Source organism: Bradyrhizobium roseum (assembly GCF_030413175.1).
GTDB lineage: Bacteria > Pseudomonadota > Alphaproteobacteria > Rhizobiales > Xanthobacteraceae > Bradyrhizobium > Bradyrhizobium roseum.
Window position 1 is genome coordinate 442574 of sequence record NZ_CP129212.1, and the last position, 25748, is coordinate 468321.

26 protein-coding genes are annotated in these 25748 nt (G+C 63.2%); 15 read left to right on the forward strand and 11 right to left on the reverse strand.

Annotated elements, in window-relative coordinates:
- Positions 1 to 5: 5 nt before the first annotated feature.
- The 3 genes from QUH67_RS02160 to QUH67_RS02170 form a co-directional block, all read right to left on the reverse strand.
- Complete coding sequence (locus tag QUH67_RS02160) at positions 6 to 1184, reverse strand: efflux RND transporter periplasmic adaptor subunit (RefSeq protein WP_300945012.1); 1179 nt, start codon at positions 1182 to 1184, stop codon at positions 6 to 8.
- 49 nt (positions 1185 to 1233) lie between these two features.
- On the reverse strand, positions 1234 to 1983 hold the full coding sequence (locus tag QUH67_RS02165) for a tetratricopeptide repeat protein (RefSeq protein ID WP_300945013.1): 750 nt from the start codon (positions 1981 to 1983) through the stop codon (positions 1234 to 1236).
- Positions 1984 to 2437: 454 nt separating this feature from the next.
- The gene (locus QUH67_RS02170) at positions 2438 to 2707 is read right to left on the reverse strand and encodes a hypothetical protein (protein ID WP_300945014.1); all 270 of its coding nucleotides are present in this window, start codon (positions 2705 to 2707) and stop codon (positions 2438 to 2440) included.
- A 145-nt stretch (positions 2708 to 2852) separates the two neighbouring features.
- Between QUH67_RS02170 and QUH67_RS02175 the strand changes: the two genes are divergently transcribed.
- From QUH67_RS02175 to QUH67_RS02185, 3 genes are all read left to right on the forward strand, one after another.
- Positions 2853 to 3857, forward strand: coding sequence for a glycoside hydrolase family 3 N-terminal domain-containing protein (locus QUH67_RS02175; protein WP_300945015.1), 1005 nt, complete (start codon positions 2853 to 2855; stop codon positions 3855 to 3857).
- Between the two features lie 85 nt (positions 3858 to 3942).
- Positions 3943 to 4149, forward strand: a complete 207-nt coding sequence (locus QUH67_RS02180; protein ID WP_300945016.1) for a hypothetical protein — start codon at positions 3943 to 3945, stop codon at positions 4147 to 4149.
- Positions 4150 to 4675: 526 nt separating this feature from the next.
- A complete protein-coding gene (locus QUH67_RS02185) occupies positions 4676 to 5296 on the forward strand; it encodes a helix-turn-helix domain-containing protein (protein WP_300945017.1) in 621 nt (206 codons plus the stop codon).
- 157 nt (positions 5297 to 5453) lie between these two features.
- Here QUH67_RS02185 and QUH67_RS02190 read toward each other — a convergent pair whose 3' ends face one another.
- The 4 genes from QUH67_RS02190 to QUH67_RS02205 all read right to left on the reverse strand — a co-directional run bounded on the left by QUH67_RS02190 (position 5454) and on the right by QUH67_RS02205 (position 8214).
- Positions 5454 to 5699, reverse strand: a complete 246-nt coding sequence (locus QUH67_RS02190; RefSeq protein WP_300945018.1) for a hypothetical protein — start codon at positions 5697 to 5699, stop codon at positions 5454 to 5456.
- A 407-nt stretch (positions 5700 to 6106) separates the two neighbouring features.
- Complete coding sequence (locus QUH67_RS02195; protein ID WP_300945019.1) at positions 6107 to 6499, reverse strand: response regulator; 393 nt, start codon at positions 6497 to 6499, stop codon at positions 6107 to 6109.
- A gap of 290 nt (positions 6500 to 6789) precedes the next feature.
- Positions 6790 to 7482 (reverse strand): Crp/Fnr family transcriptional regulator, encoded by a 693-nt coding sequence (locus QUH67_RS02200; RefSeq protein WP_407080394.1) that lies wholly within the window; start codon positions 7480 to 7482, stop codon positions 6790 to 6792.
- 399 nt (positions 7483 to 7881) lie between these two features.
- Complete coding sequence (locus tag QUH67_RS02205) at positions 7882 to 8214, reverse strand: hypothetical protein (RefSeq protein ID WP_300945021.1); 333 nt, start codon at positions 8212 to 8214, stop codon at positions 7882 to 7884.
- Between QUH67_RS02205 and QUH67_RS02210 the strand changes: the two genes are divergently transcribed.
- From QUH67_RS02210 to QUH67_RS02250, 9 genes are all read left to right on the forward strand, one after another.
- Positions 8213 to 8530 carry a response regulator gene (locus QUH67_RS02210; RefSeq protein WP_300945022.1) on the forward strand — a complete coding sequence of 106 codons (318 nt, stop codon included), beginning with the start codon at positions 8213 to 8215 and terminating at the stop codon, positions 8528 to 8530. The genes QUH67_RS02205 and QUH67_RS02210 overlap by 2 nt on opposite strands.
- A gap of 177 nt (positions 8531 to 8707) precedes the next feature.
- Positions 8708 to 9124, forward strand: coding sequence for a response regulator (locus QUH67_RS02215; protein ID WP_300945023.1), 417 nt, complete (start codon positions 8708 to 8710; stop codon positions 9122 to 9124).
- 418 nt (positions 9125 to 9542) lie between these two features.
- Positions 9543 to 11813 (forward strand): DUF1522 domain-containing protein, encoded by a 2271-nt coding sequence (locus tag QUH67_RS02220; RefSeq protein WP_300945024.1) that lies wholly within the window; start codon positions 9543 to 9545, stop codon positions 11811 to 11813.
- 167 nt (positions 11814 to 11980) lie between these two features.
- The gene (gene flbT, locus QUH67_RS02225; RefSeq protein ID WP_300945025.1) at positions 11981 to 12361 is read left to right on the forward strand and encodes a flagellar biosynthesis repressor FlbT; all 381 of its coding nucleotides are present in this window, start codon (positions 11981 to 11983) and stop codon (positions 12359 to 12361) included.
- 241 nt (positions 12362 to 12602) lie between these two features.
- Positions 12603 to 15344: a hybrid sensor histidine kinase/response regulator gene (locus QUH67_RS02230; RefSeq protein ID WP_300945026.1), complete on the forward strand. Its 2742-nt coding sequence runs from the start codon at positions 12603 to 12605 to the stop codon at positions 15342 to 15344.
- A gap of 32 nt (positions 15345 to 15376) precedes the next feature.
- Entirely contained in the window at positions 15377 to 15853 is a 477-nt protein-coding gene (locus tag QUH67_RS02235; protein ID WP_300945027.1) for a chemotaxis protein CheW, read from the forward strand.
- Between the two features lie 41 nt (positions 15854 to 15894).
- Entirely contained in the window at positions 15895 to 16287 is a 393-nt protein-coding gene (locus QUH67_RS02240; RefSeq protein ID WP_300945028.1) for a response regulator, read from the forward strand.
- Between the two features lie 29 nt (positions 16288 to 16316).
- Positions 16317 to 17189, forward strand: coding sequence for a CheR family methyltransferase (locus tag QUH67_RS02245; protein WP_300945029.1), 873 nt, complete (start codon positions 16317 to 16319; stop codon positions 17187 to 17189).
- Positions 17190 to 17192: 3 nt separating this feature from the next.
- Entirely contained in the window at positions 17193 to 17516 is a 324-nt protein-coding gene (locus QUH67_RS02250; RefSeq protein WP_300945030.1) for a PilZ domain-containing protein, read from the forward strand.
- A 242-nt stretch (positions 17517 to 17758) separates the two neighbouring features.
- Here QUH67_RS02250 and QUH67_RS02255 read toward each other — a convergent pair whose 3' ends face one another.
- Complete coding sequence (locus QUH67_RS02255) at positions 17759 to 18046, reverse strand: hypothetical protein (protein ID WP_300945031.1); 288 nt, start codon at positions 18044 to 18046, stop codon at positions 17759 to 17761.
- A 142-nt stretch (positions 18047 to 18188) separates the two neighbouring features.
- Here QUH67_RS02255 and QUH67_RS02260 point away from each other — a divergent pair, with 142 nt between their 5' ends.
- Complete coding sequence (locus tag QUH67_RS02260) at positions 18189 to 18830, forward strand: response regulator transcription factor (protein ID WP_300945032.1); 642 nt, start codon at positions 18189 to 18191, stop codon at positions 18828 to 18830.
- A gap of 97 nt (positions 18831 to 18927) precedes the next feature.
- Here the strand turns inward: QUH67_RS02260 and QUH67_RS02265 are convergent, their stop codons facing one another.
- The 3 genes from QUH67_RS02265 to QUH67_RS02275 all read right to left on the reverse strand — a co-directional run bounded on the left by QUH67_RS02265 (position 18928) and on the right by QUH67_RS02275 (position 23864).
- On the reverse strand, positions 18928 to 22428 hold the full coding sequence (locus tag QUH67_RS02265) for a PAS domain S-box protein (RefSeq protein ID WP_300945033.1): 3501 nt from the start codon (positions 22426 to 22428) through the stop codon (positions 18928 to 18930).
- A 68-nt stretch (positions 22429 to 22496) separates the two neighbouring features.
- Positions 22497 to 22925 carry a response regulator gene (locus QUH67_RS02270; RefSeq protein ID WP_300945034.1) on the reverse strand — a complete coding sequence of 143 codons (429 nt, stop codon included), beginning with the start codon at positions 22923 to 22925 and terminating at the stop codon, positions 22497 to 22499.
- A 219-nt stretch (positions 22926 to 23144) separates the two neighbouring features.
- Positions 23145 to 23864, reverse strand: coding sequence for a GntR family transcriptional regulator (locus QUH67_RS02275; protein ID WP_300945035.1), 720 nt, complete (start codon positions 23862 to 23864; stop codon positions 23145 to 23147).
- Between the two features lie 143 nt (positions 23865 to 24007).
- On the opposite strand from QUH67_RS02275, the gene QUH67_RS02280 reads away from it, so the two are divergent.
- Both QUH67_RS02280 and QUH67_RS02285 read left to right on the forward strand, forming a co-directional pair.
- Positions 24008 to 24976 carry an ABC transporter substrate-binding protein gene (locus QUH67_RS02280; protein WP_300948309.1) on the forward strand — a complete coding sequence of 323 codons (969 nt, stop codon included), beginning with the start codon at positions 24008 to 24010 and terminating at the stop codon, positions 24974 to 24976.
- 5 nt (positions 24977 to 24981) lie between these two features.
- Positions 24982 to 25746, forward strand: a complete 765-nt coding sequence (locus QUH67_RS02285) for an ABC transporter ATP-binding protein (RefSeq protein WP_300948310.1) — start codon at positions 24982 to 24984, stop codon at positions 25744 to 25746.
- The last annotated feature ends 2 nt before the right edge of the window (positions 25747 to 25748 follow it).

Genomic DNA, 25748 nt, shown 5'->3' on the forward strand with positions numbered 1-25748 from the left:
GGCGGCTACCGGTTGAGGAGATTGCGACGCGCGTCGTTGACGACGGAATCGACGTGGGCGGAAATCGCCGCCGAAATCACCGCATCGTCGGGATCCGTCGGAGTGGATGTGGTGGTGGTGGTGGCGGCGAGCACCGCGGGCTCGGGCGCGGCGACGGGCTGATCGACCACCGGCTCGCTGGGGGTAACGGGTTCCACAGCCCGGGGCACGCTGTTGTCGATGCGGATCCGGGTGCCGTCGGCAAGGTCGCGGCGCGCGGGCGAAAGTACGGTGGTGCCTTTGGCGACGTCGCCGATGATCTCGGTATTGCGGTTGCCGCGGATGCCGACGGTAATCGGCACGCGCCTGACCTTGCCGTCATCAATCATCTGAACCCAATCGCCGGCGACCGCTTCGGCCGGCACGACGATGGCCGACGGCTTCTCGCGGAAGATGATGTTGACCTCGACCGACATGCCGATCCGCAGCGGCGTATCCTGCGGCAGCCGCAGGTAGACGCGGAAGGTCTTGCGGGTCGGATCGCCCTTGGGCGTGATTTGCGACACCGTGGCCCGCAGCGCCCGTCCGGGGAACGCTTCGCTGCGCAGAAACGCCTTCTGGCCTGAAACGATACGGTTGATTTCTTCCTCGTTGACTTCGGCGACGACCTGCATCGGCGCCGGCGGGCCGACCCAGAACAGCACGTCGGTGGGGCCGGCGATCTCGCCGACCTCGCCGTCGCGCCGCAGCACCATGCCGTCGAGCGGCGCTTTCAGCAGCAGCGAGTCGAGGTGCACTTTCTGCGCGGCAATGCGCGACTTGGCTTCCTCGTGCCTGGTCCAGCGCTGCTCGTACTCGGTGCGGGCGGCGTCGCTCTTGTCGCGGTCCTTCTCGGCGCGCAACAGGTCGCGCTCGAGCTGGCCGCGATTGATTTCCATCTGTTCCAGCGCGCTGCGCTCCTCGGCGTCGTCCTGGCGACCGAGGACCTGGCCGGCCCGCACCACCTGTCCTTCGCACCGGCACAGCTCGACCAGCCGGCGGCGCTGCAGCGGCACCACCTTGGCCCAGCGCTCGGGCTCGACGGTGCCGGTGCCGTAAACGGCTTCGGATACCGGCGCGAGACTGGCGTAACTGGTGGTCACCAGCGGCGGATACAGGAAGTTGGCGTAGGCGTAATAGCCGGCCCCTGCGGCGGCGACCGCCAAAATTCCGGTTGCGATGAGATTGCGCAGTTTCATTGGTCGTCCCCTTGGATCAGAAGCCGAAGCGCTTGCGCAGGTTCGGCGGAACCTGTTCGATCAGATCGCGTCCGTCGTCCCGCTTGGCGTTCTTCACCTGCGGAGCCGGCGCGGACGGCGTGGCCCGCGTGAAGGTGGATGATGGCGCGGGTTGCGTGACCGCAGGCGCCGCCACGGCGGCGGCCGCCGGCTGCTGCACGACCGCGGGGGCGGGCGGGGGCGGAGGCGGCGGAGGCGGCGGTGCCGCCGCCTGCGTCGGCTGATCGGCGTCTCCCGCTCTTTCGATATAGGGCAACTTGCTGGCGCCGCCGGTCCGAACCGCGCGCCAGGCTCTTGCGTTCACCACGGCGCGGCCGATTTCGTCGCTGGTCATCCGCTTCATCAGCAGCGACATCAGTTGCCGTGCACCGTTGCGGTCCTCGTCGGCCTTGCTCGCGGAGGCGACGATGTAAGCCCAGCTATAGGCTTTCACATTGTCCTTGGTCACGCCGCGTCCGCTGGCATAGAGACCGGCAACAATCAGCATGCTGTGGGCGTGGCCCTGATTGGTCGCGCGCGAGAACCAGCGAAACGCTTCCTGGTCGCTGCGCGGGCGGCCGACACCTGCCGAATAGAGCGCGCCGAGATAGAACTGGGCATCGTCATCGCCCGCCTGCGCCGACTGCTCGTAGCGCGTGGCCATGGACCGATCGGATGCCGCGTCGGCCTGGGCCGGACGCAGGCTGACCGGTGCAACGAGGCAGCAGGCGGCAATCGCGACTGCCATCGCCGATGAAATCGCGTAACGTGACCCCGCGACAGAATTGATCGATCGAAAATTTGAGATGCGCCACATGCTCATACGCTTTCGGTTGGATCGTTCGTGCCCGAAAGGCGTCTGAGCCGCGCTGATGCGGGCAAAATTCCCCCCAGCGCCTTTCGTGATTGAAACCTATCCCAGCTATGCGCCGATAAATGTGCGACCCATCACACATCTGACCTGGCGCCTTGGGAACCCAGGCTTTTTCGCCGGTGCCGCTTGGCAAGCGTAATGCAAATTCAGGACGATGCGTGCAGAGAAGCGGCGCTTCGAATAAAATATCGAGCCCAGGCTCGCAGCGGAACCCGGCGCTTTGAAGGCCGTGCGATTTTACCGTGGCGCGCGGTGATCGCCGCACATCAAAAAACTCGCCCGGACGTTGCGGTCCGGACGAGCTTCTTCGCTTTTATTGGCTTTAAAATCAGTAGTAGCGGCAGACGTTGACCGGGCCGTAGGGGCTCCACTTCCAGCAGCTGTTGTAGGCGAAGAAATGCCGGTGGTGGTGGTGATGACCGTGGCCAAAATGGCCATGGCCATGACCATGACCATGGCCATGGCCGATTCCGTGATGACCGTGGCCATGTCCGCCGTGGCGGCCGCCGGCGAAGGCCTGGCCGGGGGCGGCCAGAGAAGCGGTGGTCAGCGCCAGAGCCGCGATCGCCGCCGTAATGATGGTCTTGAACTTCGTCATGGACGTCTCCTCGATTGGGCAGGGCAGGATCGCCCCGCGATGATCCATCCCTAGCGGCGTGGGCTGGGATAGGATGTGACCGGGATCACTCGGATAGGCCGGGCCCGTCCGGGCTCAAGGCGCTATCTTTCGGGAAGGCCATCGCATGCGGATCGGCGAACTCTTCATCCTCGGCTTCTTCGGCAAGGCCGTCCCGACGTGGCTGGAGCACTTCGCCGCACGCTATGGCCTCGGCGGCGTGATCCTGTTCGATTATTCGTGCCGGACGCAGCAATACGACAACAACATCGAATCGCCCGAGCAGGTGCAGCGCCTGTGCGCGGAGATTGCTGCGCTGCCGTCAGGCCCCATGGTGTTCATCGATCAGGAGGGCGGCCTGGTGCGGCGGCTGAAGGAGGGGCGCGGCTTTGCGCCCTTGCCGAGCGCAAAGGATTTCAACCGTCTCGCGCCGGATCAGAAGCGCGCGATCCTCACCGCGAGCTTTGCCGAGATGCGGCGGCTCGGCATCCACTATGATTTCGCGCCGGTGATCGACGTCGACGACAACCCTGAAAATCCCAATATCGGCAGGATCAAGCGGTCGTATTCGGCCGATATCGCCGACGTAGAAGCCAATGCGCTGCTGGCGAGCGAGGTGGCGCGGGCGCAACGCCTCGGGCTCTGCCTGAAGCATTTCCCCGGCATCGGCGGCGCGCACGTCGATTCGCATCAGGAGTTCATGGATATCTCCGGTGCGCTTCGGGAGGAACAGGAAGCGTTGTTTTATTCGCTGGCGCCAAAAATGTTCGGCGATGCGGTGCTGGTCAGCCATTCCATCGTCAGGCAATGGGACAATGACCGCCCGATAACCTTGTCGGCAGGGGGACTGGGCCGCTTGCGCGCCCATCTTCCGGATACGCTGCTGATCACCGACGACATGCAGATGCAAGGCTTGCAGAAGGCGCTCGGCACCAGGGAGGCGAGCCTGCGATCGCTCCAGGCGGGCATCGACATGCTTTGCATCGGCAACAACCTGCTCGACCAGGAGCAGGACATGGCCGCCATCGCCGAGCTTGTCGAGCATGGCCTGGGCGATGGCGTTTTGTCCGGTTCGGCCATCGCGCAATCGATCGCGCGCGTAGCCAGCCGAAAGGCGCTCCTGATGGATTGACGGGTGGAACCTGAAACCGCCGAACGATCGGTTGCCTTGAAAGGCTGCCGAGCTTACAAGCCTTTTTTCAACGGAAAGTTCGACGATGGCCCACAACTTCGCGATCAACGACGACGTTCATCACCAGCAGCAGGGCCCGCAGGGCCGCGCCACGGCGAAGGAGCGCAGCGTCTATACCATCGTTACCTGCCTGCCGATCGAGGCTGATGGCCGCCCGCGCTATCGAATCAGGAGCAAGACCGAGAATGTCGAGCGCGTCGTGACCGAGGAACAGATTTCCAGGCTCGGCTGATCGCGCCGGCACGCATCGGAACGTTTCGCGGCTTATTGCGCTTTTTCGTGCGCCGCGATGCCGATCGCCTCCTGGTCGCAGGTCGGATAGAACTCGGGTGCGATAGCCCCCTGCGGTGTTCTCGCGGGTGCGGTTGACTTCACGCGCCGAGAAGCCTGCCGCGGCAACTTCCTTTTGGGACCGATGGCAGGCTGAGCTGGGTCTCGGTCGGGGCGAAACGGTCAGACTGCAAGTCGCAATCGGTGAGAAGCCGGACACCGTTGTCGGGCTGCGGCGTCCGGTTGCGAAGCAAGTCACGCTCGCGCAAGGCGAGTCGTGAGTTGAATGTCATTAGTAAACCAAATGAAGAGGATGATACCGCAGCGACGGTATCCATCTACTGAATTTACCATTTTAGCCCATAATTCGACCAAATGAGCCATTTTTAGCGGCCTTTGGCGCAGTTTTGGCAGAAAGAACGGATCCCCGTATTCTTACGGCCTCAGAAATTAACCATGAAGGGAACTGGAACCGATAAAATAGTTATATGTCAGGACAAGACCAGCGCGCCACTGATTCGCACTTCACGACGTGGATGGAAGACATCGCACATCTCGAAGAGAATCCTGACATCGTCCAACTATCTGCCGTGCGTTCGCGCGCTGCGGAAGAGGCGGGTGTTGCGATTGCCCGGCAGCTCAACGGGCCGCTGACGGCGCTGCTGCTTTACGTGAATGAGATCAAGCAGCACAGCCACCAATTCTCGCAGGCGCCTTCCAATCGGCTCTACCTGCAGCAGATCGTGGAAAATGCGCTTCAGCAGACCGAGCGCGTCTGCGCGCTGGTGAAGCAGATCGCGGACAGCCATCCGGCGTCGCTCTCCGATACCGTCGCCAGGCAGGCAGGCGAGACGCAGGCGCGCCGCCAGGCGGCTGGCGTCCGCAGGCCGGGCCCTATGTTTGCCCAGGAAGCCGGACAGAAACCGCTCACCAGGCGCGAGCGCGAAGTGCTGAGCCTGATCAGCGAGGGCTATTCCAACAAGCAGGGCGCCTTGCGGATGAATATCAGCCCGAGGACCTTCGAAAGCCATCGCGCCGAAGCCATGCGCAAGCTCGGCGCCCGCAACACCGCGGATCTGGTTCGCAAGGCGCTGCTGCAGCCGGCCTGATGTTTTTTCGAAGCGGTGGCACGCGCCCAGCGCACGCTTCACCGCTATCGCCTGATGGAAACCGGCTCGCATCCGGCGAACCCGTCAGGACCGACGAGCGTTCGCGCCGTTAAGGTCATCGAAACGGCGAAGACTGCGGCTCATGCGATCCCGGCGTTCAGTGAAAGTCTTCCATGAAGGAGCGAGTCCGCGAGGCGGGCCGCAGTGCGATGGTCGGTTTCGGCGCTTCGGGGATGATCGTGATGGTCCATGCCGCCGGAACGCTCGATTTGTTTTCCACGATCGATCGCACGTGGCCTGTGACCGACGATCCGGCCGAACGCACGGTGGCGGTCCTGCCGTTGAACTGAGCGATGCGGAAACGCCGCACTTCCTTTTGATCGCTGGTTTCAAACGTGAACATGAGGGGACTCCATTCTTCCCCGCAACTATCGTCAGTCAACGTTATCCGGAGGTGAAAATCCTCAACCGTAGAAGTACGGCTACAGCGCGACGACTTTTCTGCGGACTGTCGCGGCGTCCTGACTTCCCGATTTTTGCGCGGCCGCGGGGCCTACGCGACGCCTGTATGTCGCGCTGGCGCATGACTCGGAAAAGTGGAAACCGGTCTACCCAAACATGCTCAAACAGAGCGATGAGATCTTGATGCGACTCCATCCGATCGCATCATGATCCAGAAGCGCGCGACGGCGGCGGCTGCGCCGCGGCCTGGTTCGCGAAGAGAATTCGGGGAGGGGCCGCTTGCGCGTGGTGCAGTCGCAGCGGATGTGCGGCTTGATCCGAGCAGCGGCGATGTGCTCCCGGCGGATATCAGTCGGCCGAACCGGGAAACACCGCTTCCATCTTGGTCTTCAGCGTCGCGGCATTGAACGGCTTGACGATGTAATTGTTGACGCCGGCCTTCTTCGCCGCAATGACGTTTTCCGTCTTGGACTCGGCCGTGATCATGATGAAAGGTGTCTTGGAGAATTCCGGGCTGGCGCGGACTTCCTTGAGCAGGTCGTAGCCGGTCATCGGTTCCATGTTCCAGTCGGAGATCACGAGGCCGTAGCGCTTGGCCTGCATCTTGGCGAGCGCGGCAGAGCCATCGCTGGCGTCGTCGACATTCTCGAACCCGAGCTGCTTGAGCAGATTTCGGATGATTCGGATCATGGTGCTGTAGTCATCGACCACCAGGATCGGCATCGACAAGTCAAAAGCCATGTCCTCAACTCCGCGCAAACAGCAAACCGCCGAACACAGGTGAATGCGCATCGCACGTGAAAAGAGTCTCGATGGCCTTTTCTCGAACGCGCACCCGTCAGCACGGTGACAACTATCAGGGCTCATTGAACAGCGCGTTAATTCGGCGTCGGTTGAGGCGCCGGAAAGGTCGCCATGGGCCGTAATAATACGGTAATTTTCCCGCGATCGCGCAATTTTCGCGCGCAAATATATCGAGATGTTTATCTGAGATCGGGTTGCGGCGGCCGCTGCCGACCGCGGGAACGCCGTCAGGCGGCCACGCAGTGGACGCGCGGATGTGTCAGCCTTATATATTGAGACCTCACCGTCGCGTAGCATTCGCACGATGTCTTCATCAGCCCGTCGACATTGGTGATCTCGATGTGCCCGCGGCTGTAGTGAATGAAGTTGGCCTGCTGCAACGTGTTGGCCACCAGCGAAACGCTGTTGCGGCGCGCGCCGATCATCTGCGCCATCGATTCCTGGGTCAGTACGATCTTGTCGCTGCCGGAGAGGTCGCGGATATGCAGCAGGCATCGCGCCAACCGGGACTCCACCGTGTGCGAAGCATTGCAGCCCGCGGTCTGCTGGATTTGTGCATAAACGGCGAGACCATGCCGGACCAGAGCGGTGCGCAAGGTGACGCTCTGATCTGCGGCATTTCGAAGCTGATCGAGATCGATCGTCGAGGCGATACCAGGTACGATCACGACCGCGGTGTTCAGCGCGACGGGGTCGCCGAGCGCGGCGAATGCGCCGAAAATGCTGTCGCGGCCGATCATCGCGATCTGGACGTTCTCGCCGCGCGCGAGCTTGACCACCAGCGAAATGACTCCCCTGTGCGGAAGGTACGCACGCTTGAGCGTTTCGTCGACTTCGAGCAGCGCCATGTCCTGGCTGAGATCGGTGGTACGCAGATGTGGGCGAAGCAGCCCGAAGTCGTCCGCTGTCAGAGAGGACAAAAAACCATTCGGCGAACGAAGGGCTGAATCCAAAGCAGTCTCCTGCCTTACGGGCCAAGCCGGTCTCTGGCGTCAAATGCGGGCGTTCCCGAAAGACAGGATGATCCTTGCATACTTCGTTGGCAAGGAGAAATGGCAATTCGACGAACACCCGCGTCAAGCTGCGGTGCCTTGCTGTCAGACAATTCGTGCGCGTGTGCGATAGCCGCGTCAAGCACGGCGCGGTCGCTTCGGCGAAGTCGACGTATCACATATGCCGCAATGCGTCGTTCGCGACGGAGCTGCGCTGCGGCAGACGGACTGGTGCGCGCCGTCAGTCGTCGAGCGTCTTCGATGCTGTTTGGGGATACCGGCGACACGATGTGCAGCGCGGCTGCACCGGTGCCATCGACAGCATCTTCAATGCCAGAGCCGGAACTTGACCGGCGCCTGCAGCAAATCGATGCGGAGGGCGCGTGCTGCGAGAGATGAATGCGACAGCTTGAACGCCTCATGGCGACAACCGCGCGGTGCGCGGTATCCGGCTAGGTTTGAAATCATCGGTGCGTCGGTGGGAGGTTGTTGAACCGGGCCTATACACTGTGCAGGGCAGACAGCGCCGCGATTTGCAGCGGAAATGCGATATTGCGCTGATTCGCAAGATAAAAGGCCGCCGAGCGATCGCGTGACACGTGTCTCGTTTTTACCGAGGACCGGCGGCAGCAGCTCCAACCGCTGCAGGGAGGCAGCCATGCGTCGCGACCTGCACACCCGCTTTGCCGTTGGCGTATGGCTCGAGCAGGGCGGCGTCAAGGTCGCGCTCACGGGCGGCGGCGAGAGCGGCTTTGATGCGCTGAACGATGGCACGTTCGATCTGATGATCGTCGATGTGTTCATGCCGAACATGCGAGCCTTCGAGTCGATCAGGGTGTTTCACGACCACGCGCCGACTGTCCCCTTGATCGCGATTTCCGGTTACACCTTTTCCGGTCCCGAGAAAGACGACCCTTCCTGCTCAAGGATGGCGCCAGGCTCGGCGTGCCGCGAAGCATTTCGAGCGAGAGAGTGAGTACGGGCTGAGCTGTCGGGAGGGGAACCATGTGCGCCGCGGCTGCTTCGTCGACCTTGACGAGGTGGCGGACATCGCCGGCACCTCCCATCACGCAGTAGAATCAGACGGCCTCAGATGATTGCGAGTGAGGAATGGTTGGATTGAAAGTATGTTTTCGGTTTCCGGGGGGCTGACATGACACGCGTTCTCATCGTCGACGACGATCCCATGGTGTGCACGGCCATCGAGATCTATCTCGAGCGCCACGGTTTCGACGTAACGATCGCCGATGGCGGCGAAGCCGGGCTGCGTGCGTTGGAAGACGCAGGCTTCGACCTGATGCTCGTCGACATATTCATGCCGCACATGCGCGGCTTCGAATCGATCAGGATCTTTCACGAGCGCGCGCCGACGGTGCCGCTGGTCGCGATGTCGGGATACGCCTTCGCCAACCTCGACTCGCCCGCACCGGACTTCCTCCGTATGGCACTCGAGCTTGGCGCCGCGCGCTGCCTGCGCAAGCCGTTCACGCCGGGCGCATTGCTCACGGTCGTCAACGAATGTCTCGCCGAAGCGCGGTCCCGATTCAGCGGCGTCCTTCATTCGAACTAGCTCGAGCCCCCTCCGGTCCCGTGCAAGCGGAACCGGTGATGGATTTCTGCTTTGACGCGTTTTCTGGTTCTTGAACGAGCCGGCCGTCGCCCCGGGGGGACACTTCGCCGGGAGCTGGAGCGGCCGCATGATCCGCGATCACCCGGCGACGACCGTTCGACGGCGCCGCGCTGTCGCCGGCGGCCTCAGGCCAATGGCGGCCTCACAAATATCGACCGGTCATTCGGCGCCCGCTCGCAGCCGGGCCCGGTAAGAATGTGTTTACCATAAAACGCATCGGGAAGGGTTTGCCGCCCTTTCCCGTTCCCGTGGGTGGGCGCGTTAACCTCTGAGTAGCGGGTGCTGGAACAGGGTTGCGGTGACGCCCAACGAAGTTGTGGCGTTGCGTCAATTGTGTTCATCCAGAAGGATATGAGTTATGGCAGGTATTGTTCTCTCCTCGTCGGTTCGTCAGAACCTTCTCTCGCTGCAGTCGACCGCTGATCTGCTCGCCACCACGCAGAATCGCCTTGCCACCGGCAAGAAGGTCAACACCGCACTCGATAACCCCACCAACTTCTTCACCGCCCAGTCGCTCGATTCGCGCGCCGGTGACATCAACAACCTCCTCGACGGCATCGGCAACGGCGTGCAGGTGCTGCAGGCCGCCAACACCGGCATCACCTCGCTGCAGAAGCTGGTCGATACCGCCAAGTCGATCGCCAACCAGGCGCTGCAGAGCGCGGTCGGCTACTCCACCAAGTCGAACGTCTCGGCCACGATCGCCGGCGCAACCGCGACCGACCTGCGCGGCACCACGACCTACACCAGCGCGACGGCGACCTCCAACGTGCTGTTCAACGGCACGGCCGGCGGCACCACGGCGGCCCTTTCGACCACGACACTCGGTGGCGTTTCCGCCTCGCTGGTCGGCACTGCCGCAACGGCCGGTGACGGCACCACGGCGCTTACCACCGGCATCACCCTGATCGCAAGCGGTGGAGCCACCGCGACCGGCCTGTTGGGCAATGCCCAGCCGACCGATGGCCAGACCCTGACGGTCAACGGTAAAACGATCACCTTCAAGTCGGGCACGGCCCCGGCCGGAACGGCTCTTCCCGCCGGCTCCGGCGTTTTGGGCAATGTCGTCACCGACGGCAATGGCAACTCTTCGGTTTACCTCGGGACCACCGGCACGCCGCTCGGCACCGTGGGCGATCTCTTGACTGCGATCGATCTTGCCAGCGGCGTTCAGAAGGCCGTGATCAACACCACGACCGGCGTCGCGGCGTTCTCCCCCTCGTCGGGCACCAGTGGCGCGATCGCTGCCGGCGTTGTCACCTTGACGACCGGTACCGGTGCTGACCTCAGCATCACCGGCAAGGCCGACCTGCTGAAGGCCCTCGGTCTGACGACTTCAGTTGGCGGCGGCGACGCCACCGTGACGAGGGCGCGGACGACCGCTGCCTCGACGCTCGGCTCGCTGATCGAGGACGGCTCGACGCTCAACGTCAACGGCAAGACCATCACGTTCAAGAACGCTGAGGCTCCGTTGGCTGCGAACGTGCCCACCGGCTCCGGCGTTACCGGCAACGTCGTCACCGACGGCAGCGGCAACTCGACCGTCTATCTTCAGGACGCGACGCTCGCCGACACGCTCACCGCGATTGATCTGGCCACGGGCGTCAAGACCGCCGCCAACGCCGGCGGTACGGCGACGGTGACCACGACCTCCGGCGTCACCGCCTCGTCGATCTCGGCGAACGGTGTGCTGCAGATCAGCACCGGCACCACGGCCGACCTGTCGATCATCGGTACCGGCAACGCGCTTTCCGCGCTGGGCCTGACCGGCAACACCGGCACGGGAACCAACTTCACCGCAGGCCGCGCCGCGGCTGCCGGCAGCCTCTCCGGCAAGACGCTGACCTTCACCTCCTTCAACGGCGGTGCGGCGGTCAACGTTACCTTCGGTGATGGTAACAACGGCACGGTCAAGACCCTCGACCAGCTCAACGCCTCGCTGCTGGCCAACAACCTCAGCGCGACGGTTGACTCGACCGGCAAGCTGACGATCTCGGCCACCAACGACTATGCTTCGTCGACCCTCGGTTCGGCGGTGGCAGGCGGCACGATCGGCGGTACGCTGACCTCCGCGATCACCTTCACGACCGCATCGGCTCCGGTCGCCGACGCTTCGGCGCAGACCGTCCGCAGCAACCTGGTGAACCAGTTCAACGGCATCCTGGCGCAGATCACCACCACCTCGCAGGACGCGTCGTTCAACGGCGTCAACCTGCTCGGCGGCGATCAGCTCAAGCTGACGTTCAACGAAACCGGCAAGTCGACCTTGAGCATCACCGGCGTGACGTTCAACGCGGCAGGCCTCGGCCTGGCGAACCTGACCAGCGGAACCGACTTCATCGACAACTCCGCCACCAACAAGGTCATCGGCAGCCTGTCTTCGGCCTCGACGCTGCTGCGTACGCAGGCTTCATCCTTGGGTTCGAACCTCTCGATCGTGCAGATCCGTCAGGACTTCTCGAAGAACCTGATCAACGTGCTGCAGACCGGTTCGTCGAACCTGACGCTGGCCGACACCAACGAGGAAGCGGCGAACAGCCAGGCGCTGTCGACCCGCCAGTCGATCGCGGTGTCCGCGCTGGCACTGGCCAACCAGAGCCAGCAGAGCGTGCTGCAGCTGCTCCGCTAAGCGGAACGCGGTTTCAACGATCAAGGCGGCGGGGGAAACCCCGCCGCCGCTATCGATCCAAAATTCCTGACGATCATTTGGCAGCGTATTTGCCGCGTATTTGCAACGACGTTTCGTAAACGTGGTGAGCCGTGGGGGCTCGCGCGCGTCTCGAATGGGGGACGATTGTGCCGCTACGTGTTGAACTCAAGCCCTTTGAACGCATCGTGATCGGCGAAACCGTTCTGGTCAATTCCGGCACGCGCACCTCGTTCCTGATCGACGGCGATGCGCCTATCCTCCGCGAGCGCGACACCATCACGGCCGAGACCGCCAATACGCCGGCCAAGCGCCTCTATCTCTGCCTTCAGACGATGTATCTGAAGAACGACATTCCGCGCTATCGTACCGCCTATCACGGCTTCTTGCGCGAGCTGCGCGAAGCCAATCCGGGTGCCCGCGTCACGATCGATGCCGCCAATGCGCATGTGGTTGCCGGCGCGCTCTACAAGGCGCTCAAGGAAATCCGAAAGCTCGTGAAGCGCGAAGACGAGCTTCTCGCCGCCTGATCTGGCGTGCTCCTGGTCGCCTGCATCCGCTCTCAAATCCTGATCCGGACCGACGGCCGCTTGCTGCCGGGCCTCGGCCTGCTTTCGATCGAAAGCCCATCGAATTGCCGAGCGCACAACGGCGGACCACGAAATTATTCATTATCCGTATTTGCACGGACTTCGAAATTAACGCAGACGTGAAACCCGCGGGGCTATTTGTACAGAAGGTCAATATCTGATTTTTGGAAGGCGCGCTCATATGGACGATCTTTTGCGGGAATTCCTGACGGAGACCAATGAGAGCCTGGATACGGTAGACAATCAGCTCGTGCGGTTCGAGCAGGACCCGAGCGACGCGAAGATTCTGGATAACATCTTCCGCCTGGTCCACACCATCAAGGGCACCTGCGGCTTCCTGGGACTGCCGCGGCTGGAAGCGCTGGCGCATGCCGGCGAGACGCTGATGGGTAAATTCCGCGACGGCATGCCGGTCAAGGCCGAAGCCGTGACGCTGATCCTGTCGAGCATCGATCGCATCAAGGAAATCCTCGCCGGCCTCGAGGCCACCGAGGCCGAGCCCGAGGGCACCGACGAAGACCTGATCGAGAAGCTGCATGAGATGGCCGAAGGCGGGCATCATGCCGCCGAGGCGCCGGTCGAAGCCGCGCCCGAGGTGGCCGCCCCGCCGGTGCAGCCCGATGCCGTGCCGGAAGTCGCCAAGGGCACGCTGGTGGACCAGGTTCTGGAACGTCCGCTGCGTCCGGGCGAAGTTTCGCTCGACGACCTCGAACGCGCCTTCCGCGAGACCGAGACGGAGGCCGAAGCCGCGCCCGCCGCGGCACCTGCGCCTGTCGCCAAACAGCCTGAGCCGGAAGGTGCCAAGCCGGTGACAAAGGAAGCCAAGCCAAAGCCGGCGCGCAAGGCCGCCGCCGATGCCGATGTGCAGGAAGCCGACAAGATTGCGAACCAGTCGATCCGCGTCAACGTCGACACGCTCGAACACCTGATGACCATGGTGTCCGAGCTGGTGCTGACGCGCAACCAGCTGCTGGAAATCTCCCGCCGCAACGAGGACACCGAGTTCAAGGTGCCGCTGCAGCGGCTCTCCAACGTCACCGCCGAGTTGCAGGAAGGCGTCATGAAGACGCGCATGCAGCCGATCGGCAATGCCTGGCAGAAGCTGCCGCGCATCGTCCGCGACCTCTCCGGCGAACTCGGCAAGCAGATCGAGCTCGAGATGCACGGCGCCGACACCGAGCTCGACCGGCAGGTGCTCGACCTGATCAAGGATCCCCTGACGCACATGGTGCGCAACTCCGCCGACCACGGCCTGGAGACCCCGGCCGAGCGGCTGGCCTCCGGCAAGGGCGAGCAGGGCACCATCCGCCTGTCCGCCTATCACGAGGGCGGACACATCATCATCTGCATCGCCGACAACGGCCGCGGCCTCAACACCGAGCGGATCAAGGCCAAGGCCCTCCAGAACGGTCTCGTCAGCGAGGCTGAACTGGAGAAGATGACCGAAGCGCAGATCCACAAGTTCATCTTCGCGCCGGGCTTCTCCACCGCCGCCACCGTCACCTCGGTCTCCGGCCGCGGCGTCGGCATGGACGTGGTGCGCACCAATATCGACCAGATCGGCGGAACCATCGACATCAAGTCGGTGGCCGGCGAGGGGTCATCCGTCACCATCAAGATCCCGCTGACGCTCGCCATCGTCTCGGCGCTGATCGTGGAAGCCGCCGGCGACCGCTTTGCGATCCCGCAGCTCTCCGTGGTCGAACTGGTGCGGGCCCGCGCCAACTCCGAACACCGCATCGAGCGCATCAAGGACACCGCCGTATTGCGCCTGCGCAACAAGCTGCTGCCGCTGATGCACCTGAAGAAGCTCTTGAAGATCGACGACGGTTCTTCCAGCGATCCCGAGAACGGCTTCATCGTGGTGACGCAGGTCGGCAGCCAGACTTTCGGCATCGTGGTGGACGGCGTGTTCCACACCGAGGAAATCGTGGTCAAGCCGATGTCCACGAAGCTGCGGCACATCGACATGTTCTCCGGCAACACCATTCTGGGCGATGGCGCCGTGATCATGATCATCGATCCCAACGGCATTGCGAAAGCGCTCGGCGCCTCCGGCTCCTCGGCCCATGAGCTGGCCGATGACGCCTCCGCCGCGCATGCGATCGGCGGCGAACAGCTCACCTCGCTGCTGGTGTTCCGCGCCGGTTCGAGCCAGCCCAAGGCGGTGCCGCTCGGTCTCGTCACCCGGTTGGAAGAGGTCGCCGCCGACAAGATCGAACTCAGCAACGGCCGCCACATGGTGCAGTACCGCGACCAGCTGATGCCGCTGGTGCAGATCGCCGGGGTCACCATCCAGACCCAGGGCTCGCAGCCGATCCTGGTGTTCGCCGATGACGGCCGTTCGATGGGGCTGGTGGTCGACGAGATCATCGACATCGTCGAGGAGCGGCTGCACATCGAGGTCGCCGGCCAGGTCGAAGGCATTCTGGGTTCGGCCGTGATCAAGGGGCAGGCCACCGAAGTGATCGACGTCGGCCACTTCCTGCCGATGGCGTTCGCGGACTGGTTCTCGCGCAAGGAGATGCGGGCCTCGTCGACGGCGCAATCGGTGCTGCTGGTCGACGACTCGGCGTTCTTCCGCAACATGCTGGCGCCGGTGTTGAAGGCCGCCGGCTACAAGGTGCGGGTTGCGATCAACGCGCAGGAAGGCCTCGCCGAGTTGCGTTCGAATCACACCTTCGACGTGGTGCTGACCGACATCGAGATGCCCGACATGAACGGCTTCGAGTTCGCCGAGACCATTCGTGCGGACAATAATCTGAGCAAGATGCCGATCATCGCGCTGTCCTCGCTGGTGTCGCCGGCGGCGATCGAGCGCGGCCGGCAGGCCGGCTTCCACGATTTTGTCGCCAAGTTCGACCGTCCCGGCCTGATCGCGGCGCTGAAGGAACAGACCGCCGAAACCAGAAAAGCGGCATAAGCGAGTTCGGCCACGGCACAAGGTAGGATCACATGACAACGACGAAGACCGAGACAATCGAGGGCAGCGTGGCCGAATACGTCACCGCCATGATCGGCGGGCAATTGTTCGGCCTGCCGATCTCGCGGGTGCAGGACGTGTTCATGCCGGAGCGGCTGACGCGGGTGCCGCTGTCGCCGGCCGAGATCGCAGGCGTGCTCAATCTGCGCGGCCGCATCGTCACCGTCGTCGACATGCGCGCCCGGCTCGGTCTGCCGAAGAACGACGACGGCAAGCCGCCGATGGCGGTCGGCGTCGACCTGCGTGGCGAGTCCTATGGCCTGCTGATCGACCAGATCGGCGAGGTGCTGCGGTTGTCCGACGACGGCCGCGAGGAAAACCCTGTCAATCTCGATCCCCGCACGGCCAACCTCGCCGGCGGTGTTCACCGTCTCGACGGCCAGCTCATGGTGGTCCTCGACGTCGATCGTGTTCTCGAAATCGTGCCCAAAATCGCCCTCGCAGCCTAGCGCGCCCTGAACGTTCGCGCTCGCAGGAAAGGATACTGGATATGAAGAAAACGTGCCTTGTCGTCGAAGACTCCAGCATTGTTCGCAAGATGGCGCGCCGCATCCTTGAAGGACTCGGTTTTGCCGTCGTCGAGGCTGAAGACGGTGTGGACGCCCTCGTCGTCTGCAAGCGCGCGATGCCGGAGGCGATTTTGCTCGACTGGAACATGCCCGTGATGGACGGTTACCACTTCCTCTGTCATCTGCGCCGCATGCCCGGCGGCGATGAGCCGAAGGTGGTGTTCTGCACCACCGAGAACGGCATCGATCATATCACGCAAGCGATCGATGGCGGCGCCAACGAATACATCATGAAGCCGTTCGACAGGGACATCGTCGCAGCGAAGTTCCAGGAAGTCGGCCTGATCGAGCTCGAAGAACCGAGCCCCGTCTGAAATTTTCCGCTCATCATTGAGAGGCCATCGTGACCCCACCCGACTATGAGTATCTGCGTAAGCTCTTGAAGGATCATTCCGGTCTCGACCTGTCCGCAGACAAGCAATATTTGATCGAAAGCCGCCTGCTCCCGCTGTCGCGCAAATGCGGTGTGGCGGGCATCAGCGAACTCGTGCAGAAGATGAAGGGCGGATCGTCGTCGATCATCGCCCAGGTGGTGGAAGCCATGACCACCAACGAGACCTTCTTCTTCCGCGACAAGGTGCCGTTCGAACACTTCCGCGACACGATCATGCCGGAGATTTTGGCTGCGCGCGCCGGCCGCAAGAGCATCAGGATATGGTGCGCTGCCGGCTCGACCGGCCAGGAGCCGTATTCGCTTGCCATGTCGCTGAAGGAAATGGGGGCGGCGCTTGCTGGATGGCGCGTCGAAATCGTCGCGACCGACCTGTCCACGGAAGTGCTCGAGAAATCGAAATCGGGCGTCTACAGCCAGTTCGAAGTCCAGCGCGGCCTTCCGATTCAACTGCTCGTCAAATATTTCAAGCAGAACGGCGAGCTATGGCAGATCAACCCGGATCTGCGCGCCATGATTCAGCACCGGCAACTCAACCTGCTGCACGATTTTTCCCAGCTCGGCACCTTCGACATCATTTTCTGCCGCAACGTCCTGATCTATTTCGATCAGGAGACCAAGATCAATATCTTCGGCCGCCTCGCCAAATCGATGGAGCAGGACGGCTTCCTGGTGTTGGGAGCGGCGGAGACGGTCGTCGGCCTGACGGACGCGTTCAAGCCGTTCCCGGAAAAGCGCGGTCTCTATCGGCCAAGCGGTGCGCGCGCCGCGTCCGTATTGGGAGCCGCGTCGGCGCCGAAAATCGCGGCGTTGGCAGGGCGGTGAGCCATGACGGAAGACGGCAAGGGCGGCGTAGAGCGGGTGACGTTCAGCCGCGGCTATGATGTCTGCCTCATGGCGATCGACGGGACCTGGCGCAGGGACTGCCAGCTCAACGCGATCTCGGATACCGACGCCACGCTGACGGTGGAAGGGTCCATTCAGGGGCTCAATCTCAAGGAGTTCTTCCTGCTGCTGTCGTCGACCGGCCTCGCCTATCGCCGCTGCGAACTCGTTCGCGTCAATGGCACCGAAATGGACATCCGTTTCCTGCGCGGCAAGAACGCCAAGAAGAAGTCGGGCGGTTCGAAGAAAGAAGAAGCGGTACATTGAAGCCGGCCGGCGCTCCGGCCGGTTGAGGGCGGGCTCGAGCTTTTCCATCGTCGTGGCGGCATCCGGGACCGGCAGAACGCCTGCGGCCTGCCCGATGCCGGGCAGCTATGGCAGCACGGGGTGGACAGCGCGGGAAGGTTGGGAGAATTTGCTGTGGAGGAACATTGGACGCTCCAGCGGACCGGGGCCGCGCCAGTTTACGCCCCGATCGCCGAAAGCAACGGCTTGCGGCACGGGCTCGGCTATCGCCGGGCCAGCAGGGAGCGCAGGGCGACGCTGAGGCTGACGTCGCAGGACTTCAGCGCTGCAACGGCCCTCATGTAGCGGGGCGATACGTCGTCGAGCACGATGATATTGGCGGAACTCTCGGGGCCGCCGGTCGGCGTTTCCCGGTCGATCATCTGCTCGATCAGACGCAGGCTGCTCTGGACGTGCTCGACCAGGCTGACGAGGTCCGAAACCACGGCGCGGTAGGCGGCCTTCTGGTCGTGGGGCGCCTGTGCGGCGCCGTCGCCTGAGGCGGTCGGCATGGATGCACTCCTTGGTTACTTTTTTAGGGATGCGTTGCTACTTGTGCGTTAAGCCATCGTCCCGTACAAATACTGACCGGTATGGTGTTCGATACTGTTATCCGAGTGTGCGTCACATCCAACCACGCATGGACGATGGAACATGGCTGAGAATGCCCCCTCCCGCGGGGAGATTTTTGTAGTCGACGATGACCCTGCTGTTCGCGATACACTTTCGATGGCCTTGTCGGCCGGCGGCTATCAGGTCATCTGTTTCGCTGACGGCGCAGCCCTGCTGGCTATTGCGCGGACGCGGACGCCTGCCTGCATGCTGCTCGATGTGCATATCCCCGGCAAATCCGGTCTGGATATTCTGAAGGAACTTCATGGCGAGGATTATCCCGCGCCGATCTTCATGATCTCCGGGCAGGGCGACATCGCCATGGCGGTCAGCGCCATCAAGAGTGGTGCGCTGGATTTCATCGAGAAGCCGTTTCGCGGCAGTGAAATCGTGACGAGACTCGATGAGGCCATCGAAGCCTATGCGCGCCGGCAGGCGCAAAATGCGCCGTCGCGTATTGCGACCATGCATTTTCCGGGGCGCGAGCCGCTCACGCGGCGCGAACGCGAGGTGTTGGAGCAGTTCACCGCCGGCGCGTCCAACAAGGAAGCCGGACGGCATCTCGGGATCAGCCCGCGTACGATCGAGGATCACCGCGCCAATATCATGAAGAAGCTCGGCGCGCGCAACGCGGCAGACCTTGTGCGGATCGTGATGACCACCCAGCGCCAGGGGCAGGCCTGATCTTCGGCACCGGATGACGGATCTGCCTGCGGACCTGTCCGATTGCCCGATTTGACATCTGATCGCGGGCACGCCGGATGCAGGCGCTACAGCGGGATCATCCGGCAAGCGCCTTTCGGATCATGATCGCCATATCCGATTTCCGGTAGGGTTTGGCGAGCAGCAATACGCCTTCGTCGAGCCGGCCGTGATGGATGATGGCATTCTCGGTGTAACCCGAGGTGAACAGCACTTTCAGGCCGGGCCTGATCCTTGCCATCTCGTCGGCGAGCTGGCGCCCGTTCATGCCGGGCATGATCACGTCGGTGAACAGCAGGTCGAACGATTGGCCGTTGCGAGCGAGCAGCAGCGCCTCGGTCGCGTTCGCCGCATCCAGCGTGACGTAACCGAGCGAATGCAACTGCGTCAGCACATAGTTGCGCACCAGCGTGTCGTCTTCCACGACCAGGATCGTTTCATGGCCGCCCTCGACGGCCGGTGCCGGCGCCGGTTCGGCGACCGGCAGGGCGCCCATGGCCGGCGGCAGGTACATCTTGATCGTCGTGCCATTACCCTCCTCGCTGTAGATCGTGATGTGGCCGGCCGACTGCTTGACGAAGCCGTACACCATGCTCAGTCCCAGGCCGGTGCCCTTGCCAGGGCCCTTCGAGGTGAAGAACGGATTGAATACCTTGTCGCGAATCGCGGCCGGGATGCCGGTTCCGGTATCGCTGACCGCGATCATGGCATAGCGGCCGGGCCGGAGGTCGCCCTGCGTCCGCGCATATTGTTCATCCAGGGTGACAAAGCCGGTCTCGATGATCAGCTTGCCGCCGTCGGGCATCGCATCGCGGGCGTTGAGGGCCAGGTTGAGGATCGCGGTGGCGAGCTGGTTGGGGTCGACGATTGCCGGACAGGTCTCGTCTTCGAACACGGACTCGATCTCGACATGCTCGCCGAGCGTTCGTTGCAGCAGTTTCGCGGTGTCGATGATCAGCGTGTTGACGTCGGTGATCTTCGGCTCGAGCGGCTGCTTGCGCGCGAAAGCGAGCAGGTGCTGGGTGAGGTCGGCGCCGCGCGACGCCGCCTCGTCGATCATCCGCGTGATGGCGGCAAGCTGCGGCTCGGCCTTGACGGCATCGGCCAGGATTTCAATCGTTCCCGTGATCACGGTCAGGATATTGTTGAAGTCGTGGGCGATGCCGCCGGTGAGCTGGCCGATCGCCTCCATCTTCTCGGCCTGTCTGATCCGTTCCTCCGCGGCGACTCGCTCGGTGAGATCGCGGATGAAGGCATTGAATACGAAGCCGTCGCGCGTCTTCAGCGCGGCGATGCTCAACTCAACCGTGATCTCCGTGTTGTCGCGCCGCCTGACAACGAGTTCGCGGCGCGGGTAGCGAACCACATGGTCGGGAGAAGCCATAAAAGTCTGGAGACCGGTTTTGAGGGGGCCTCCCGGCCGGCCCATCAGGTCGAACACATTTTTCCCAAGCGCTTCATCGCGCCGCCACCCCAGCAGATTTTCGGCCTGCGTGTTCCAGTCCAGGATTGTGCCTTCCGCGTCGATCTGAACGAAAGCGTCGAGTGCGGTTTCGATGATGCCGCGCGCAAGCTGTTCGCTTTCGCGCAGCGTCTCCTGCGCCAACCGGGTTTCGGTCATGTCGCGGCCGACGAAGAAGAAGCGCTTGACCGGCCCGGACCAAGTCCCGAGCCAGGATAGCCAAACTTCCCGCCCGTTCTTGTGCATGCAGCGCGTATCCGACATCTTTGGGCGCAATCCGAGCCGGCCAGCGCGCATTTCCTCGCGGGCTTTCTCGAGATGGTCGGGGTGAATGAAGTCGACTCCGCTGCGGCCGATCATTTCTTCCGGCCGATAGCCCAGTATCGCCTCGCAGCTTGGGCTGATCTGGACCAGGAAGCCCCGTCCGTCCATCACCATGATCAGATCCTGCGACGTCTCGAAGATGCGGCGAAGCTCCTCGGTCTGCTGCCGCAGCACCTGCCTGGTCTTGTTGCTTTCGGTTATGTCGCGCACAACCTTCGAGATGCCGATGATCGTGCCGGAGGAGGACTTGATCGGGGAAATTCCGACCGAGACTTCGATCAAGCTGCCATCCTGCCGCCGGCGCACCGTTTCGGTGTGTTGGAAGCGCTCGCCCCAGCCGATCCGGCGCAGCGCGTCCCGGATCTCCGGCAGCTTGTCGTCGGGGACGAGAAGCGTGATGTTCTGGCCGACGGCTTCCGCCGCGCTATATCCGAACAGTTGCTCCGCCGCCGGATTCCAGCCGGTGATGGTGCCGTCGAGCGACATTGTGATCATGCCATCGCTGGAGGATTCGACCGCCGCGTTGAACAGCCGCTCCCGCTCGGCATGATGGTCGCGCGCCGCCACGGTGCGGCGATGTTCCTGAACCTCTTGCTGAAGCGCGGCGGTCTTCGCATTCACCTCCTCTATCGCTTGCGCAAACGCGCGCGCGAGCACGCCGGTTTCGCCGCGCGCATCGACCGGAATCGCGGCCTTGCCCTTGCTGGATACCCCCTGAACGGCCTCGGTCAGCCGCACGATCGGTCGCGTCAGCGACCGCGCGATCAGAAGCGCCAGCACCGCCGCCGACAATACGGCGATCGCTCCAACCAGAAGCGAGGTGTTCCTGATGCTCGCCGCCGGCGCCATGATCGCGGCATTGGATGTGGCCTCGATCACAGCGACCCATTCGGACCCGGCGAGAACCGCGGGCGCAAATGCGATACCGTTAGATCTCCCGGCGTCGTCCGCAACGATCTCGGCGCTGCCTTGCGTGGCCCCCGCTTGCGCCGCCAGATGCGGGAAGTCGGCCTTCCAGTCGTTGGGCCTGCCGAGCAGCGCACCGAATTCGCGCGAACGATCCGGATGTATGAGGTAATCGCCGGACTGGTTGACGACGTAGATCGCTTCGCCCGGCCAGACCGACGCCCGGACGCGATCGAAGGCGCGCCGCATGTCGACGTTGATCATGAAGATGCCGAATGGCTTGCCGTCGTTCGCAAAGACCGGCGTCGCGACGCGAATCGTCGGCCTGTGCACCTCCTCGATCAGTCCGTTGAAGCGGCCCAGATTGAGCGGCGAGACGTAGATCTGCGTGGGACCGAGCCGGATCGTTTCCTGGAAGTAGTCGCGATCGCCTCGCTTCTGCAGACCGTCTTCCGGAACGATCCGGACCGTGCCGTTCGGTCCGTTGCGGTCGACGCGGACCAGTTCGCGACCGTCGTCGTCGATCCCGATGATTCGGAACATCGAATAGCTCGGCTTGGCTACGAGCTCCGCCGCGAAGCGCGATGCAATCCGGTCACGCCAGGTCTTGTCAGAGACACCGTCGATCGGATCGGTGCCGCCCGCGGTGCGGGCGCGGACAAGTCCTTGCAGCGCCACGGCGGAACGGAAACCCACGACATCGCCGGTCGCGCTTGCCGCGTAATATTCGAGATCGGTCGCCACCTGCCGCGAATGCGTCTCGATGCGGTCGCGGGCACGCTGCAGCAGCGCCTGTTCCAGGTTGCGATAGCTCAGCCATCCGACCGCGGAAACCGCGATCGCGACGAGCCCGATCATTGCGACGGCAAGCCTCGTTGTGAGCGTCATGTCGGTGGTCTTCCGCCCCCCGCTCCGGCGCAGTAAGCCGCTGAACCAATGGGGAATGCTATGGCGCATTACGGGGAGGAAGCAACACCGCCGGCAGGTCGTGACGCACCGCAACCTGCGGTGTGCAGGCATCTTGCAACGGCTGCCAGCAGGTCGGCGGGCCGGAACGGCTTCTGCAGGCTCGAGACCGCGCCGAGCTTGGTCGCCATCGTCAGGAAGTCTGGGACACCGTCCGCGTCCGAGGTGGTCAGCCGGCCCGAGATGACGATGATCGGCATCTGCGGCCGGTGCTGGCGGACCATCCGCATGGTCTCGAATCCATCCATTCCCGGCATGAAGATGTCCAGGAACAGCAGATCGAAATCGCCGGTCTTGCACAATGCCAGGCCATTTCGTCCGCTGTCGGCGGTGACCACGCTGTGGCCGGCGCGCTCGAGGAGCAGGCGGACCGTCACCTGGACCGCCGCATCGTCATCAACGACCAGTATTCTTGCCAAGCAATAAGTCCCCGAGCTCCGCTGGAATCGATCAACGGCAGGTGGCGAGTTATGCCGAATCGGCTTGTTGTCGCAACTGCTTCCTTGGCAGGAACATGGCGGTCACGGGATTGGAGCTGAATAAGAGAATCTGATATCCGCACGATGCCGGGCAGACAAAAGCAGGGCGCTCGCGTAGCGCGCGTGATTCGTCTGCGCGAAGCGGCTAAGCCGCAAGGATCAGTTGCTGAGATATTCTGGATAGCGCGATCGGATCCGGGTCAGCTCGCTCAGCGTTCCCGATAGATGTGTGCGCAGGTGCTTCTGCGCCTCATCGGGCTCCCCGGCATCGATCGCCTTCGCGATCAGTCTGTGATGCCTGACGATATCCTGCGCCTTGCCGGGCGAGGGCAGGTGCATCCGGCGCAGCCGGTCGATATGGCCGCTGCGGCTGCGCACCAGCGTCCAGATGTCCTGCTTGTCGGCGGCGGCATAGAGTTGGCTGTGGAATTCGTTGTCGGCGGCCATGAATTTTTCGAAATCGCCGTCCTTGGCATATTGCTGCTGGCGGGCAATCGTCATGTTGAGCTCGGTCGCGAGCGTCTTGTCGTGCTCGATCGCAAGCCCGCGCACGATTTCGAGTTCGACAGCCTGCCGCAGGAAATGCGCCTGTTGCGCCAGCCTTATGTCGACTCGGCTGACCACGGTCGCATATTGCGGAAAGACGTCGACCAGGCCCTCTTCTTCCAGCCGCATCAGCGCGTCGCGGATCGGGGTAGAACTGACGCCGAACCGGCTCGCCAGCGCCGCGCGCGACAGCGGCGATCCCGGCGGCAATTCCAGCGAAATGATCATGCCGCGCAGGCGCTCGAACACCTGCGGCGCCGCCTGGCGGTCGCGATCGAGCCCGCTGGTGGAGCGAGGGGCGGCGCGGCGGGAAGCGGTTTGCGAGGGAGCCATCGGGCGACCGGCCGGTTCAGGGGGCTTGCTTCATGTACACTAATACATTAGTGCATCTCCTCGAAAACGTCAACGAAGCCGGGAGGAGATGTGCGATGAGGAACAGGATATCTAGCGCCATTGCGGGCGCCGTCGCAGTGCTGATGATGTCTGCTGGTGCGCCGGCTTCGGCGCAGCAGAAGGCCGAGGTGACGCTGTCGCGGCAGCCGGGCATCTTCTACATGCCATCGCATGTCATGGAAAAGAACAGGCTGATCGAGAAGCATGCAGCCTCTCTCGGCGTTCCCGGCGTGTCGACCAAATGGATCAATCTAAGCGGCGGCGGCGCGCAGACCGATGCGCTGCTCGCCGGCAGCGTCGATATCCTCAACACCGGGACCGGCAATCTGCTGCTGTTGTGGGATCGCACCCGCGGCGGCGTCAAGGGCATCGTTGCCACCTCGGCGCAGCCGATGACGCTGATCAGCCGCGACGCCAATATCAAGTCGATCAAGGATTTCGGTCCGAACGACAAGATCGCGGTGCCGACCGTAAAAGTATCGACCCAGGCGATCGTGCTGCAGATCGCAGCCGGCGAGGCTTTCGGGGCCGATCAATGGTCGAAGCTCGATCCCAACACCGTGCAACTCGGTCACCCCGACGCCTATGTGGCGATGACCAATACCCAGCATGAGGTGCGCAATCATTTCGCGATCCCGCCGTTCACGTTCCTCGAGCTGAAGAACGTCCCCGGCGCGCATGTGGTGCTGTCGTCGCCCGACGTGATGGGCGGCCCGCTCAGCCAGGCGCAGTTCTTCACCACCACCAAATTCGCCGACGCCAATCCGAAGATCGTGCAGGCGGTGCGCGACGCCACCAAGGAAGCGCATGACCTGATCCGCAGCGACACGAAGGCGGCGGTCGAAATCTACAAGGAGGTCACCGGCGACAAGACCAGCGTCGAGGACCTGCTGGCGTGGCTCAAGGAGCCCGGCATGATGGAGTGGAATCTGCAGCCGCAAGGCACCATGAAGTTCGCCGCCCATCTGTTCAAGACCGGCACGCTGAAGACGATGCCCAAGGCGTTTACAGACTATTACCTGCCGGTCGCGCACGACCTGAAGGGCAATTGATCGATATGACCGCGCTTCTCGATGTCCGTGACGTCACGCTGCGCTACAAGACGTCGAGCGCGGTGGTGACGGCGACCGAGCGGGTCAGCTTCACGGTCGACCGTTCCGATCGCTTCGTGCTGCTCGGCCCCTCCGGCTGCGGTAAGTCCACGCTGCTGAAGGCGGTCGGCGGCTATATGAAGCCGAGCGAAGGCAAGATGCGGATCAGCGGCCGGGAGATATCCGAGCCCGGCGCCGACCGTATGATGATCTTCCAGGAGTTCGACCAGTTGCTGCCGTGGAAGACGGTGCTGGAAAACGTGATGTTTCCCCTGTTGATGACACGGAAGCTGCCACGCAAGGACGCGGAGACGCGGGCGCGGGCCTATATCGAGAAGGTGAGCCTGACCCGCGTCGTCGACGCCTATCCGCACACGCTGTCCGGCGGCATGAAACAGCGCGTCGCCATCGCGCGCGGCATGGCGATGGAGCCGGATATCCTTTTGATGGACGAGCCGTTCGCCGCGCTGGACGCGCTGACGCGGCGGACCTGCCAGGACGAGCTGCTGCAGCTCTGGGCGGAAACCAAATTCACCGTCCTGTTCGTCACCCATTCGATCGCCGAAGCGATCAAGATCGGCAACCGCATCCTGCTGCTGTCGCCGCATCCCGGCCGGGTCAAGGCCGAGGTCGTCGATGTCGACAAGGTGTCCGGCGAAGACGGCAGCGCGGCGCGGCTGGAAAAGCAGATCCACGATCTGCTGTTCGCCGACGCCGTCGCGGCACATTAGGG